The organism is Kitasatospora sp. MAP5-34, assembly GCF_029894335.1.
Lineage (GTDB): Bacteria > Actinomycetota > Actinomycetes > Streptomycetales > Streptomycetaceae > Kitasatospora.
Window position 1 is genome coordinate 70,131 of sequence record NZ_JARXZC010000014.1, and the last position, 14,293, is coordinate 84,423.

Sequence of the window (14,293 nt, forward strand, 5' to 3'; positions counted from 1 at the left end):
GCCCGCCGGACGGCGAAGGAGCGAGCTGACGGTGCCCGGCCGCTCGAACCGGCCCTACCGCACCCGGCCCTACCCCACCCGGCCCTGCTCCACCATGGCGGCGAGGACGCTGCGCCAGTCCTCGCCCGGCTGCTCGCGGAGCAGGTCGGCGAGGGCTTCGGCCTTGTAGCGCCAGGGGCGCAGCAGCTCGGCCTCGGCGTCCGGCCGCAGGTCCACCGTACCGGTGGAACCGAGCAACCGGGCCAGCTCGGTGGCGAGTTCAGGCCAGGCGAGGTGGCCGGAGACGGCGTTCACCACCTGGCCGTCCGCCCGCCCGGAGCCGTCGGCGCAGCCGATCACGGCCCGGGCCAGGGCGGCGGAGTGCACCCAGGCCGCGCCGTACCAGTCGTGCTCGTGCGCCGACGGGTCGGGCAGTACGAGGGGTGCTCCCGCCCGGGCGGCCTGGTAGAGCGCGCCGGTCGATCCCCAGCGGAGCTGGTCGCGCAGGCGCTGCTGCGGGCCCCAGACGATCGGCGAGCGGACCGCCGCGCCGGCGCCGCGCCCGCGGGTTCCGGCGGCGTCGAGGAGGATCCGTTCGCAGTCCAACTTGCCCTGCCCGTAAGCGGAGACGGGGAACGCGGTCGGGGCGCCCTCGGCGACTGCGGCGCCGGGCGGACGGCCGTACGCGTCCACGCTGCTGACGAAGACGAAGCTGCCGTGCCGCCAGGCGTCCACCATCGCACGCATGGCGGCGACGTCGAGCTCGGGTGTGGTGAAGGTCGAGGCCGCGTGGATGATCGCGTCGGCTCCGTGTACCGCAGCGCGCAGGCTGTCGAGGTCGGTGAGGTCGCCCTCCGCCACCTCCACGCCGTCCAGCGCCACCAGGTGGGCGGATTCGGGCCTGGCCAGCGCGCGGACCGGGTGGCCCTGGGCCAGCAGCTCCTGGAGTACGGCGGCGCCGACACCCCCGGTGGCGCCGGTGAGCAGCACGGTCCCGGCCCGCGCGCCGCCGCTCGGGCGACGCTTGACAGCTGCTGCGCGCCGCTCGGTCTCCCGGGTGTCGAGCAGGGCGGCCACCGCGCGCGGGGTGCGCTGCTCCAGGATGTCGAGGCCGGTGACCGGCAGGCCGGTGCTCGCGCGCAGCCGCTCGGCGAGCTGGACGGCGACCAGGGAGTGACCACCCGACTCGAAGAAGTCGTCCTCCGGGCCGGGGCGGGCGCTGAGCAGCTCGCCGAAGGCCGTCCGGACGGTCTCCACCCGTCCCTGGCCGCTGCTCGCCGACGCGGCTCGGGAGCCGTTGCCCGGCAGCCGGGCGAGGTCCACCGCGCCGGTGGCGTTGCGCGGCAGGCTGTCCAGAAGCGTTACCGCGACCGGCAGTTGACCGGCCGTCAGCCGGGAACGCAGCGACATCCGCAGCTCGGCGCCGCTCGGGGCCGACGGGCCACGCGCCACCACGTACGCCAGCGGCGGCAGCCCGTCGCGGGTCACCACCACGGCCTCCCGGACCCGGGGGTCGGCCCGGAGCGCGGCCTCGGCGGGGTGGACGGCCGGGGTGAGCGGGGTGCCGGGCAGCTGCCCGAGCGGCAGTCGGCCGCCGCCGTCCGTGGCCACGGCGGTGAGCAGGGCGGCGAAGGCGGTGAGCAGCTGCCGGGCCGTCTGCTCGGCGAGGGCGCCGGTGTCGTACTGGACCAGGCAGCGCGGCTGCGGGCCGTCCTCGACGAAGAGGCCGAGGTCGAACTTGGCCAGCCCGAGGTCGACTTCGACCGCCTCGGCCGTCAGGCCGGGCAGCCGGAGCGGGTCGGACGGCTGGACGACGTCGCAGGTGACGGCGAGCAGCGGCGTGCCGTCCTCCCCCCGCGCGGCCGCGCCGAGGCGCTCCACGACCAGGTCGAACGGGACTTCGTGCTGCCCCTGCGCGGTGAGCAGCGCGCTGCCGACCCGGCCGAGCACCTCACTGAAGGCGGGGTCGCCGGAGAGGTCGGCCCGGATCGGCAGGGTGTTGACGCACAGCCCGACCAGTCGGCGCAGCTCCGGGCGCGAGCGGTGGCCGCTCGCACAGCCGAGGGTGAGGTCGGCCTCCCCGGTGGCGCGTCGCAGGGTGGCGAAGGCGGCCGCCAGGACGACCGTGAACAGGGTCGCGCCGTGGTCCCGGCCCAGCTGCCGCAGCCCGGCGAGCGTCTCGGCGGAGAGGGGCGCGGTGTGCAGCCCGGCCGCCCTGGTCCGGCGCCCGGCGGGTGCGGTGCGGGGGAGCGGCACCGGGCGGGCCCCGGCCAGGCGGACGGCCCAGGCGTCGACCTCGGCGGCGAAGTCGCGGGTCTGTTCCCAGCGCGCGAAGTCGGTGTACTGGAGCGGCGGTTCGGGCAGCTCGGCGGGGTGCTGGCCGAGTGCGGCGGCGTAGTGCGCGGCGAGTTCCTCGGCGATCACGGGGAGCGAGCCGCCGTCGACGGCGATGTGGTGCAGGGTGATCAGGACGGTGTGGTCGTCCGGGGCGTGGCGCAGCGCCAGCGCCCGCAGCACCGGCCCGGTCGCCAGGTCGAAGGGACGGGTCGCCTCGGCGCGCAGCAGGGCCGGAGCCTGGTCGGGCGTGGCGGTCAGCACCGGGACGGGGACCGGTGCCGGGGCCAGCACCTCCTGGTAGGGCTGGTCGCCGTGCTGCCCGTAACGGGTGCGCAGGATGAGATGACGGTCAGTCAGTTCGGTGAGGGCGGTGGCCAGTCCGTCGAGGTCGAGCGGGCCGTGCAGCCGGGTGGCCAGCGGCACGTTGTACCGGGCGCCGCCCTGGCCGAGGCGGTCCATCAGCCACATCCGGCGCTGGGCGTGGGAGAGCGGGGCCGGGCCGGTCTCTGTGCTTCGAGGGATGGCCGCCGGACGGGTCGCGCCGGACCGCTGCCGGGCCAGGCGGAGCAGATCCAGCTGGTCCAGCTGGTTCAGCTGGTCGGTGGTGTTCATCGGGCGTCCTCGGGGTGGGGAGCGGCGGCCGGGCCGCCGTGGACGGCGAGCAGCGACCGCTCGATCAGGGCGGCCTGGCCGGCGACCGTGGGGTGGCCGAAGAAGTCGGCCAGCGACAGCTCGACGCCCAGGTCCTCGCGGAGGTCGTCGACCACCCACATGGCCATCAGCGAGTGCCCGCCCTCGGCCAGGAAGTCCGCGTCCGGGTGTTGTACGGGCCGGTCGAGCGCCCGCGACCAGGCTTCGGCGACGGCCTGCTGCAGGGGTGTCAGCGCGGCGGTAGCGGTGTGGGCCTGGTCCGGGGTGGTCCCGGCCAGGGCGTGGCGGTCCACCTTGCCGGTGCCGGTGAGCGGCAGCGTCTCCAGGACGGTCCAGGCGGTGGGCACCAGATGGGCGGGCAGCAGCCCCGCCAGGTGGTCGCGCAGCGCGGTGGTCGCGGGCCGGTGCCCGTCGGCGGGGACGACGTACGCGGTCAGCGCGGCGTCCTCCTGCCCGGCCCGCCGCACCACGACGGCCGCCTCGGAGACCGCCGGATGCCGGCGGAGGGCGTGCTCGACCTCGTCGGGCTCGATCCGGAAGCCGCGTACCTTGACCTGGCCGTCGGCGCGGCCGTGGAAGTCCAGCGTGCCGTCCGGACGGGCCGTCACCAGGTCGCCGCTGCGGTACATCCGCCCGTGGCCCGGGATCTCCCGGAACCGCTCCGCCGTCAGCTCCGGCTGCCCGAGGTACCCGAGGGCCAGCCGGGCGCCGCCGATCCACAGCTCGCCGCGTCCGCCCGGGGGCACCGGCGCGAGCCGCTCGTCCAGCACGGCGACGCTCGCGCCGCCGAACGGGCGTCCGATCGGCGGCGGGCCGTCGCAGTCGGCCTCGCGCAGCCGGTGCAGGGTGGTGAAGGTGGTGGCCTCGGTCGGCCCGTAGGCGTTCAGCAGGTCGAGCCAGGGGAAGGCTCGCAGGACAGTCCCGGCGTGCTCGGCGGAGAGCGCCTCGCCGCCGACGACCAGCGTCCGCAGCACACCGAAGACGCGCGACTGCCGGGCGGCCAGCTGGTGGAAGAGCGCGGTGGTCAGGAAGGTGGTGGTGACGCCGAACCGCTCGACGTCCCGGGCCAGTTCCTCCGGCGTCGGCCGGTCGGCGGGGGAGATCATCACGGCCGCGCCGCGCACCAGCGGCGCCCAGATCTCGAAGGTGGAGGCGTCGAAGGTGGCGGGCGAGTGGTAGAGCACCCGGTCGCCCGGGCCCAGCGCCACCGCGTCCGGAGCCGTCACCAGCGCGGTGATCGCGCGGTGCGGCACCTCGACGCCCTTGGGACGGCCGGTGGAGCCGGAGGTGTACAGCACCAGGGCGGTCGCCTGCGGGCCGTCGATGGACGGGTTCGGCGCGCCGGCGGCGGCGTCGCCGGGCAGTTCGGCGTCGTCCAGGAGATACGTCCGGTCGTCCGGCAGGCCGGCCTTGGCCAGCAGCGCCTTGTCGCCGAGGGTGAGGCGCACTCCGGCGTCGGCGATCATGCCGGCGGTACGGGGGAGCGGGTACGCCGGGTCGAGGGCGACGGTGTGGCCGCCCGCCCACCACACGGCGAGCTGGGCGACGATCCGGCGGGTCGAACGGGCGGCCAGCAGCCCGACGGCACTGCCGGGGCCGACGCCCCGGGCGGTCAGCTCGGCGGCGAGCCGGCGCGCGGCGGCCACCAGCTCACGGTAGGTGAGGGCGGTGCTGCCGTCGGAGACGGCCAGCGCCTGCGGCCGGAGTTCGGCGTGCCGGGCGATCAGACCGGGTACGCCACCGGCTACGGAGACGGGGGAGGACATCGGAGTTCCCTTCCGGGCGCCCCGGCTCGCGCCGGGGCACCCTGGTACGGCGTGCGGTCAGGAGGTGGTGACGGTGACGGCGCTCGGGCGGCGGGACTCGACCAGCTCGGCCAGCCGGCGCAGATCGGGCTGGCGGAGCAGCTGGGGGGCGCGCAGCTCCACGCCGCACTCCTGCTTCAGGGCCACCAGCAGCCGGGAGGTGGCGAGCGAGTTGCCGCCCGCGTCGATGAAGTTGTCCTGCGGGCCGAGCGCCGGGTTGCCCAGTAGCTCACGGCAGAGCCGCAGCACGGTCCGCTCGGTCGCCGAGGCGGTCGGCGACTCGCTCCGCGCCTCGCTCTGCGTCGAGCCGTCGTCGGTGGTGGGGCTGCTCTCGAGGTCCGCCAGCAGCGCGGTGCGGTCGACCTTGCCGTTGGCGTCCAGCGGGAAGGCGTCGACCAGCCGGATCCGGGTGGGCACGGCCTGCACGGGCAGCCACTCCCGGACCTGCGGCAGCAGCTCGGCGCCGGTCGAGGGCTCGCCGTCGGCGAGGCGCTGGACGAAGGCGACCAGCTGCACCCCGCCGTCCGCGCCGTACCGGGCGGCGACGGTGGCGCGGCGTACGCGCGGGTCGCGCTCGAGGGCCGCCTCGACCTCGGCGGGCTCGATCCGTACGCCGCTGACCTTCACCTGGTCGTCCAGCCGGCCCTGGAACTCCAGCACCCCGTCCGGCCGCATCAGCACGCGGTCGCCGGTGCGGTACACCCGATCTACCCCCTCCGCGCCCGCCGGTGCCGCCATGAACCGCCGGGCGGTCAGCTCCCGGTCGAGATAGCCGAGCGACAGGAGGCGGCCGCCGATCCGCAGCTCGCCGGAGGTCCCCCGGGGTACCGGGCGCCCGTCCTCGTCGGTGACGAAGACGGTGACGCCCGGCAGGGGCAGGCCGATCGGCGGTGCGTCCGGGCCGTCCGGGGCCGCGCCGGGGGGCATGGTGTGCACGGTCGTTGTCACCGTGGCCTCGGCCGGTCCGTACGCGTTGTGGACCTGCGCGGTGACGTCCGGCGCAGGCCGGCGGCGCAAGCGGTCGCCGCCCACCGTTAGGTGACGGAGTGTCAGTTCGCTTGGCCAGGGCAGGCCCAGGACGGGTTCGGCCAGCGGGGCGGGCAGGACGCCGACGGTGATCCCGGCCCGCTGCCACCAACCGGTGAGCGCGCCCGGGTCCCAGCGCACCTCGTCGGGGGCGACGCTCAGCGCGGCGCCGGAGGTGAGGGTCGCCCACAGCTCCTGAAGGTGCGGGTCGAAGGCGACGCCGATCATCAGGCTGTGCCGGTCGCCGGGGCCCAGGCCCGTCAGGCCCTGGTACCAGCGCAGCAGGGCGCCGAGCGAGGACTCGCCGACGGCCACCGCCTTGGGGGTGCCGGTCGAGCCGGAGGTCAATACCGCGTAGTAGCTGCCGGCCGGCGCGCCGACCGCGTCGGGCGCGGCCGGGGCGAACGCGGCGACCACCGTGGCGGCGGCGTTGGCGCCCTCGGTGGGCAGCGCCAATGGGAGTTGCGCGGCGTCCCGGTGCGTGGGCGGGAGCAGTGCCGGGTCGCCGATCAGGCAGGCCAGGCGCAGGTTCTCCGCCACGGCCTGGAGCCGCCGCTCACCGGGACGCGGCCCGAGCGGCAGGTAGACGGCGCCGAGCCGGGCCACCGCCAGCGCGACGGTGACCAGCGCCGCCGAGTGGTCGAGGCAGACGCCCACCAGCTCGCCGGGGCGCACCCGGTCGCGCAGGGTGTCGGCCAACGCGGCGGCCAGCCGGTCGAGTTCGGCGTAGCTCCAGCTGTGCTCGCCGTCCAGCAGGGCGGGGGCGTCCGGGGTGCGGCGCACCCAGTCGAGGTGGCGGTCCAGGACGGCGGCGTCCTGGTGCGGGCCGCCGTACGTGATGCTCAGGACAGCGTCGGGGTTGGTCATGTTCGTGCCTCCGAGTAGCAGGGTCGCGGTCAGTTCAGGCCCATGGCCCGGGCGATGATCACCTTCTGGACCTCGGAGGTCCCTTCGATGATCGTCATCATCCGGACGTACCGGTACAGGAACTCCAGCGGATGCCCGCGCACCCAGCCGGTCGCGCCGTGCACCTGCAACGAGCGGTCCACCACCCGCACGGCCGTCTCGGAGGCGGTCAGTTTGGCGAGCGCCGCGTTCTCCGGCGCCTCGGTGCCCTCGTCCACCAGTCGGGCGCAGGCCAGGGTGAGCAGCTTGGACGCCTCCACCTCGGCCCGGCTGCGCACCAGGTGCTCCTGGACGTGCTGGTAGCTGCCGATCCGCTCACCGAACGCCTCCCGCTCCCGGGCGTACTCCACACCCAGGCGCAGCGCGTACTCGGCGACGCCGTTGCACATCGCCGCCACCACCAGGCGTCCGCGCGACAGGCTGTCCACGGCCAGCGCCATGGCGGCCCCGACACCCTCCTCGCCGCCGATCACGGCGTCCATCGGCACCCGGACCTGCTCCAGCAGCAGCTCGAACAGCGGCTCGCCGGACATGCCTTCGTACCGCTGCCCGATCCGCAGGCCCGGCTGGTCCATCGGCAGCACGAAGGCGGTCGCGCCGCCGGTGACGCCGTCGCCCTGGTCGGTCGCGGTGACGACCAGCGCGAAGTCCGCCCGGTCGGCGTTGCTGACGAAGGTCTTCCGGCCGCTGATCAGCCAGTCGTCGCCGTCCCGCTTCGCCGTGGTGGTGAGCCGGAAGGCGTCCGAACCGGCGTGCGGCTCGGTCAGCGCCAGGCAGCGCGCCGCCTCGCCGCGCACCAGCGGCAGCAGGAAGCGTTCGACCTGCTCGGGCGTCCCGTGCCGCAGCAGCGGGCTGGGGCCGTCCGAGCCGGCCAGCGCGTACGGGGCCAGCGAGCAGCCGCTGCGCCCGGCCGCGTGGTGCAGCAGGACGACGGCGGTGAAGGGCATCCCGGAGCCGCCGAGCTCCTCCGGCTGGTCGCCCGCGTAGAAGCCGAGCGCGGCCGAGCGCCTGCGGACGTACGAGCGCAGGTCGGCGGGCGGCAGGTCGGCGGTCTCGGGCAGCTCGGCGGCCAGCGGCACCAGCTCGCGGCGGACGAAACTCTCGAACGCGTCGACCAGTTCGCGGTGGCCGTTCTCCAGGACGGCGGAGGGGGCGGAGGTCACTTGTGGTCTCCCATCAGGGCCTTGGCCTGGTCGGCCAGCACGGGGTTGGCGAACAGGGCGTGCAGCGGCGGGCGGTGGCCCAGCCGGGGTTCCAGCCAGGCGGCCAACTGGGCGGCGAGCAGCGAGTGCCCGCCGACCTCGAAGAAGTGCGAGTCGGCGGCGAACCGGCTGTGGCCCAGTACCTCCCGCCACGCCTCGGCGACCAGGGCGAGAGTCGGGTCGTCGAAGAGCTGCTCCTCGGGCTGCTCGCCGCCGGGGGCGGGCAGGTCGGCCAGGGCCCGGGTCAGCGCGGCTCGGTCGGGCTTGCCGCCGGGCAGTGTCGGCATGGTCTCCAGCGCCACCCAGGTACCGGGGACGAGCGCCCCGGGCAGCCGCAGGGCGAGCGCGGCGTGCAGCGCGGCCCGGTCGGCGGGCCCGTCGCCCTCCAGGAAGCCGACCAGCCGGGGGCCGTCGGCGGCGTCGCGGTCGAGCGCCACCGCGCAGGAGCGGCCGCCGAGTTCGGCGGAGGCCGCTGCCTCGATCTCCTCCAGTTCGATCCGGAAGCCGCGCAGCTTGACCTGGTTGTCCTGGCGGCCGAGGAACCAGAGGCGGCCGTCCAGGTCGCGGTAACCCCGGTCGCCTGTGCGGTACACCCGCTCGCCGCCCAGCGCGGCGGGCGTCACGAAGCGGGCGGCGGTGGCCTCGTCCAGCCCGAGGTAACCCTCCGCGAGCGCCGGGCCGCCGATCGCCAACTCGCCTATCCCGCCCGGGGGCAGGGGCCGTGCGCCCTCGTCCAGCACGTACACCCGCGTCCCCGGCAGCTCGGTGCCGAGCGGGATCTCCGCGCCGTCCGTCAGGTCGGCCGCGGTGATCTCGTGCACGGTGGAGGTGACGGTGGCCTCGGTCACGCCGTACGCGTTCAGTACGGTCGCGTCGGTGTCCTGCCGCAGGCCCGACAGGGCCTGGGCGGGCAGCCGTTCGCCGCCCAGCACGATCAGGCGCGGCGACCAGCGTCCGTCGCGCAGCGCCTCCCGCAGCTCCTCGCGGACAGCCAGGAAGTAGCTGGTCGGCAGGTTGGCGACGGTGACCTCGCGCATCGCCAGCACCGCGACCAGCTCCGGCCCGGTCGGCACCTCGCGCTGCGGCAGCACCAGGCAGGCACCGGCGGCCAGCGACGGCAGCACCTCCTCCAGCGCCACGTCGAAGGACGGCCTGGCGAACAGCAACACCCGGTCCTCGGGCATCAGTTGGTACCGCTGAGCCAGTGCGCCGAGGTAGCCCGCCAGCGCGGCGCGGCCGACCAGGACGGGCTTGGGCACACCGGTCGAGCCGGAGGTGTGGATGACGTACGCGGCGCCGTCGAGTACCGCCGCCGGTTCGGCCTTCGGGAAGGCGGGCCCGTCCAGCAGGGCGGGGGCGCGGCCGTCGACGGGCAGGGCGAGCGCGCTCTGCCGGGTGGCCAGTACCAGGGCGGGCTCCAACCGGTCCACCAGCAGGCCGAGACGGGCCGCCGGGTCCTCCGGGGAGAGCGGCGCGTACACCGCGCCCAGGCGCAGGCAGGCCAGCAGGGCGACCACGCTGTCCACACCGCGCGGCAGCACGGCGGCGACCGGCTGACCGGCCGTCACCCCGGCCGCGCGCAGCCGCTCGACCAGCTCGGACACCCGGCGGTCGAGGTCGCCGAAGGTGAGCCGCTCGGACCCGGCGAGCACGGCGAGCCGGCCCGGGTCGTGCGCGGCAGCGGGGTCGAGAACGGCTTCGGCGGCTGCGGCGGGCTCCACAGCGGCGGGTATGGTGAGCGCGGCGAGGGCGGCCAGCGGGACGGAGGGGTCGTCGAGGTAGGCGCGCAGCAGGTCGAGCAGCCGCTCGGCCAGCAGACCGGCCACCTGCTCGCCGAACAGGTCGGCGTCGTAGTCCCAGACCAGGGTCATCCCGGCGGCGCCGTGCCGCTGCCCGACCACCCGGCGGTCGTCGGGTATCAGGACGAGGTCCAGGTCGAACCGGGTGGTGCCGGTGTTGAACCCCTCGTACAGCGAGATCTCCAGCTCGGGTGCCTCGATCTCGGGCAGCGCCGCGTCGTGGGCGCTGAACATCACGTCGAACAGCGGGTTGTCCGCGCCACCGGTGTGCAGGCCGAGCTCACGGGTCAACTCCTGGACGGGGACGTCCTGGTGCGGCAGCGCGCGCATCAGGGTGTCGGTGACCTCGTCCACCGCGTCCAGACCGGGCGCGGCCGGGTCGAGCCGCAGCCGTAGCGGCAGGGTGTTGACGAACATGCCGACCGTGCCCTCGAACCCCACCGGCCGGTTGCCCACCGCCGTGCCGACCACCAGCTCCCGGTGGCCGCCGTGCCGGCGCAGTAGCTCGGCGAAGAGCGTGAGCAGTGTGCTGAACGGGGTGTGGCCGTCGGTGCGGCTGCGGGCCCGCAGGCGTTCGGCGAGGTCGGCGCCGATCGCCTGGCGCAGCTGGGCGCCCCGGTGACGGCGGACCGCGCCCGGGCGGGTCAGCCCGGGCAGCTGCAGATCCAGCGGGGCGTCCCGCAGTTCCTGCTTCCAGTACGCGAGGCTGCGCTCCCGCGCCTCGGGCACCGTGGCGCGCGCGTGCTCCTCGTACGAGCGGGTGGGCGGCAGTTCGGCCTGCTCGCCGAGGACGTGCGCGCGGTAGCCGGTGAACAGGTCGCGCAGCAGGACGGCGAAGGAGTGGCCGTCATGGATCAGGTGGTGCTCCACGTGGATCAGCCGGTGGTGCTGCTCGCCGAGCCGGACCAGGTGCCAGCGCAGCAGCGGTGCCTGGGTGGTGTCGAGCGGCTCCTCGGCCTCGGCCCGCAGCACCTGCTGGAAGACGGACTCCGGGTCGTCCTCGCCGGACAGGTCGCTGGTGCGCAGCCGGGGCTCGGCCTGCTCGCTGACCCGCTGGCCGGGCAGCCCGCCCGGCCGTTCGACCAACTCCAGTCGCAGGCCGGGGTGGTGGCCGATCACGCCGGCCAGGCCGGCGCGCAGTGCGGCGGTGTCGAGCGGGCCCCAGAGGTCCAGTGCGGCGGTGAAGTTGTAGGCGCGGCTACCGGGCAGCATCTGCTCGTGCAGCCAGACGATCTCCTGCGAGGAGGAGAGAGCGAACATGGACGGTTCCCTTCGCTTGTGGCGAGTGTGGTGCGGCCGGGCAGGCCCGGTGGGGCCGTACGGCGGCTGTGTGCAGGTGGTTCAGGAGGCGGCGGGCGTGGTACTGCCCGGCGCGGCGCCGAGATGGCGGCGCAGGGTGTGCAGCAGGGCATCGAACGCGCTGCGGGCCGCGTCGTCCGTGCAGTTGGCCCGGTCCCAGGCGAAGCGGACCAGCAGGTCGTCGCCGTGCGAGGCGGACACGGCGAACGGCGCGGTGAGCGGGCGTCCGGCGAGGTGGGTCTCGCGTCCCGCCGTCCCGCCCAGCACCAGGGCCGGGCGGCGGTGCAGATCCTCGAAGGTCAGCAGGCCGTCCAGGGCGCCCGACCAGCGGGACCCGGCCGACCGCGCGGCGTGGACCACCTCGTCGAACGGGGTGTCGGCGTGATCCAGGTCGTCCCACCAGGAGGCGCTGAGCCCGTCCAGGTCCGCCGGGCCGGCGTCGGCCGGGTGGACCAGCGTGTTGAGGAAGCAGCCCAGGGCCTGCGGCGCGCCGGGTGGCCGTCCGCCCCAGGGGTAGCCGAGCGCGAGCCCGTGGTCCGTCGCTCGGTCCGGCGCTTGCTCCGTGGTTCGGTCCGTCGCGCGGTCCGTCGGTCGGTCCGCGCCGAACAGGCTGCACGCGGCGGCCGACACGGCGTCCAGCAGCGCGGGGAAGGCGGCGCTGCGGCCCGCTCCGGTGGCGGCGGGGAGCCGGTGGCTCAACATGCCGGTGTCCGGCGGCCCTTCGGCCCGCCCGGGCAGCCCGTCGGCGCTGCCGGTGAGCCCGCCGAGCCGGCGGCCCCAGTGTGTGAAGGCCCCGGGGGAGGAGGCCGCGACCTCGGCGGCGAGCTGGAGCTCCACCGCCTCGCGGTAAGCGGCGACGTCGTCGCCGACGGCGGTCGGCGGGGCCTGGTCGGAGGGGGAGTCCTCCCGGTAGAGCCGGGTGAGTTCTGCGGTGACCGTACCGAGTGACTGTTCGTCACATGCCGCATGGTCCAAGGCGATTGCGAGCAGCTCTTCGTCATCGCCGGGTCCGGCGGCCAGCAGCAGCCGGAGCGGGGGACCGTCCGCCGACCAGGCGAGCAACTCGCGGCGCAGCGCGTCCTCGGCCGTCCCCCCGGGTCGCACCGGGACCGTCCGGACCTCGGCCGTGGGCTCGCCGAGCCGCAGCACGGGAGTGCCGCGTAACGCCGCCAGGGTGCCGCGCAGGGCGGGGTGGCGCCCGGCCAGCCGTACGGCGGCGCGGCGCAGCCGGGCCACGTCGACGGTCCCGCGCGGGTAGGCGAAGAACAGCGGGACGACGTCCGGGCGCCCTTGCGGGTCCAGACGCCGGGTGAGTGCGAAGCGGCGTTGGGCCCCCGTGAGCGGGAGCAGGTCTGCCGCGCCTGCGGTGACGGAACGGAAACGCGCCAGATAGGCGGCGGTGATGCTGGCGGACACAGGTGGATCTCCGCTTCGGTTCGGTTCGCGATCGGTTCGCGATCGGTTCGGCGATCTGTTCAGCGGGCGGTTCAGCGGGTGGGATTTGCCTCGGCCGGTTCGCCGTGCCGTTCGTCGGCCCCTGGGAGGTCTCTCAGCCGCCGCAGCGGCGACAGCACCAGCGGCAGTGGTACGACGAGGAAGCCCGCAGCGCAGATCCACAGGGCGGTCCGGGGCCCGGCGGCGGTGGCGACGGCGCCGCCCGCGAGGGCGCCGAGCGGCAGGGTGCCCCAGACCAGGAAGCGCATGGTGGCGTTCATCCGGCCCAACAGTGCTGGTGGACAGATCACTTGACGGAAGCTCACCTGTGCGACGTTGTAGACCACCGCGCCGAACAACACCACCGCCGAACCGGCCGCGAACAGCAGGGCCCCGGCGCCACGCCCGGACAGCGGCCAGAGCAGGGCGAACGGCGAGGTGACCGTGGCCGAGAGCCAGATCAGCCTGGCCTGCCCGAACCGCCGGGCCAGCGGCCCCGCGCACAGGGCGCCGGCCAGGCCGCCGACGGCCGACACGGAGAGCAGCAGGCCGATGGCGGTGGGGGAGAGCGTGAGCACCCGTACCCAGAAAACCGTCTGGACGGCCAGCAGGAGGGCGGAGAAGAAGTTGGAGGCGGCCGTGGCCGACGCGATCACCCGCAGCAGCGGCTGCCGCAGGACGAACGAGAGCCCTTCGGCGATGTCGGCGCGCAGCGAACGGCCCGGAGCGGGTTCGGGGCGGGGCTCGTCGCTGCGGATGCCCAGCAGCAGGAGCGCGGAGGTGAGATACCCGAGCGCGTCGGCGACCATCGCGATCGGTGCCCCGAGCAGCTGGACCAGTACACCGCCGAGCCCCGGACCGGCGACCTGGGCGGACGAACGCACGGTCTCCAGCGCCCCGTTGCCACTGACGAGTTGGTCGCGGGGCAGCAACTGCGGCAGGAAGGACTGGTGTGCGACGTCGAAGAACACCGTGGCCACGCCGGTGACCAGCGCCACCAGGTAGAGCTGAGCCATCGTCAGAACGCCTGCGGCGGCGGCCAGCGGGATGGAACCCACCGCCAGACACCGCACCACGTCGGCGCGGATCAGTACCGGCAGGCGGCGCATCCGGTCGACCCAGGCCCCTGCGGGCAGGCCGACCAGCAGGAAGGCGGCGGTCTCGGCCGCAGTGAGCAGACCGACCTGTAAGGCGGAGGCGTCCAGTCGTAACACCGCTACCAGCGGCAGTGCGACCAGGGTCACCTGGCTGCCGAGCTGGCCGGCGGCGGCTCCGGACAGCAGTAACCGGAAGTCGCGGTGGCGTAAGAGGGCGCCTCCGACGAGGCGCTGAAAGACGTTCACCTGTGTGACTGTCGGTCAGAAGTGCTGGTACGGGCAAGCGGTGGAAGTGATTCCGGACTTCTCGGTGGCGGGTGCCCGGAATCGGCCACTCGGTTCGTGGGCTGAGCATGATCATGCCGAGTGCCGGCTGCGCAGACCCGGAAATTCAAGCGGTGCTTGAGGAGCCGGTCGGCCGGTCTGCGCCGGTGGCACTGTCCGTTCTGCGGGGGGAGGGGCACCGTCCATCGAACGTACGTATTCAAACTTGGCTGGATTGAGTGGAGTCTTATGGATTATTCACCTCATTTTTGGACTCATGTGATAGCTGCTGCCGTTTTGTGTCGATCACGGTCCGTGGCGGCCCCCGGTCCAGGGTCAGGGTGGCCCCGGTCCGGGCCCGGGGCAGCCCCGGTCCGGGCCCAGGGTGAAGCATCTGCCGCCCGGACGGGCCAGTATGGGAACAAGCCTGTGCGGGTGTACCCGGTCGGCTCGAACGAGGTGGTTGATATGGGCACGTCAGGGTCGGTACCCCC

The 14,293-nt window shown here is 74.9% G+C and carries 7 protein-coding genes; all 7 read right to left on the reverse strand.

The annotated features are described in order from the left end of the window. Positions 1–69 precede the first annotated feature (69 nt). Positions 70–2,928 carry a condensation domain-containing protein gene (locus tag P3T29_RS14545; protein ID WP_280716839.1) on the reverse strand — a complete coding sequence of 953 codons (2,859 nt, stop codon included), beginning with the start codon at positions 2,926–2,928 and terminating at the stop codon, positions 70–72. Next, positions 2,925–4,733: a non-ribosomal peptide synthetase gene (locus P3T29_RS14550; RefSeq protein WP_280716840.1), complete on the reverse strand. Its 1,809-nt coding sequence runs from the start codon at positions 4,731–4,733 to the stop codon at positions 2,925–2,927. Before P3T29_RS14550 ends, P3T29_RS14545 begins: the two co-directional genes overlap by 4 nt. A 57-nt stretch (positions 4,734–4,790) precedes the next feature. Continuing rightward, positions 4,791–6,665, reverse strand: coding sequence for a non-ribosomal peptide synthetase (locus P3T29_RS14555; protein WP_280716841.1), 1,875 nt, complete (start codon positions 6,663–6,665; stop codon positions 4,791–4,793). 29 nt (positions 6,666–6,694) lie between these two features. Next, a complete protein-coding gene (locus P3T29_RS14560) occupies positions 6,695–7,867 on the reverse strand; it encodes an acyl-CoA dehydrogenase family protein (RefSeq protein ID WP_280716842.1) in 1,173 nt (390 codons plus the stop codon). Further along, positions 7,864–10,965, reverse strand: coding sequence for an amino acid adenylation domain-containing protein (locus P3T29_RS14565; RefSeq protein ID WP_280716843.1), 3,102 nt, complete (start codon positions 10,963–10,965; stop codon positions 7,864–7,866). Before P3T29_RS14565 ends, P3T29_RS14560 begins: the two co-directional genes overlap by 4 nt. 81 nt (positions 10,966–11,046) lie before the next feature. Then, a complete protein-coding gene (locus P3T29_RS14570; protein ID WP_280716844.1) occupies positions 11,047–12,420 on the reverse strand; it encodes a non-ribosomal peptide synthetase in 1,374 nt (457 codons plus the stop codon). A 71-nt stretch (positions 12,421–12,491) separates the two neighbouring features. Beyond that, positions 12,492–13,781 carry an MFS transporter gene (locus P3T29_RS14575; RefSeq protein ID WP_280716845.1) on the reverse strand — a complete coding sequence of 430 codons (1,290 nt, stop codon included), beginning with the start codon at positions 13,779–13,781 and terminating at the stop codon, positions 12,492–12,494. Between the last annotated feature and the right edge of the window lie 512 nt (positions 13,782–14,293).

What these genes read in the sequence shown, in the direction of transcription:
- P3T29_RS14545 (WP_280716839.1), bottom strand. Translation starts at nt 2,928, where the DNA reads ATGAACACCACCGACCAGCTGAACCAGCTGGACCAGCTGGATCTGCTC.
- P3T29_RS14550 (WP_280716840.1), bottom strand. Translation starts at nt 4,733, where the DNA reads ATGTCCTCCCCCGTCTCCGTAGCCGGTGGCGTACCCGGTCTGATCGCC.
- P3T29_RS14555 (WP_280716841.1), bottom strand. Translation starts at nt 6,665, where the DNA reads ATGACCAACCCCGACGCTGTCCTGAGCATCACGTACGGCGGCCCGCAC.
- P3T29_RS14565 (WP_280716843.1), bottom strand. Translation starts at nt 10,965, where the DNA reads ATGTTCGCTCTCTCCTCCTCGCAGGAGATCGTCTGGCTGCACGAGCAG.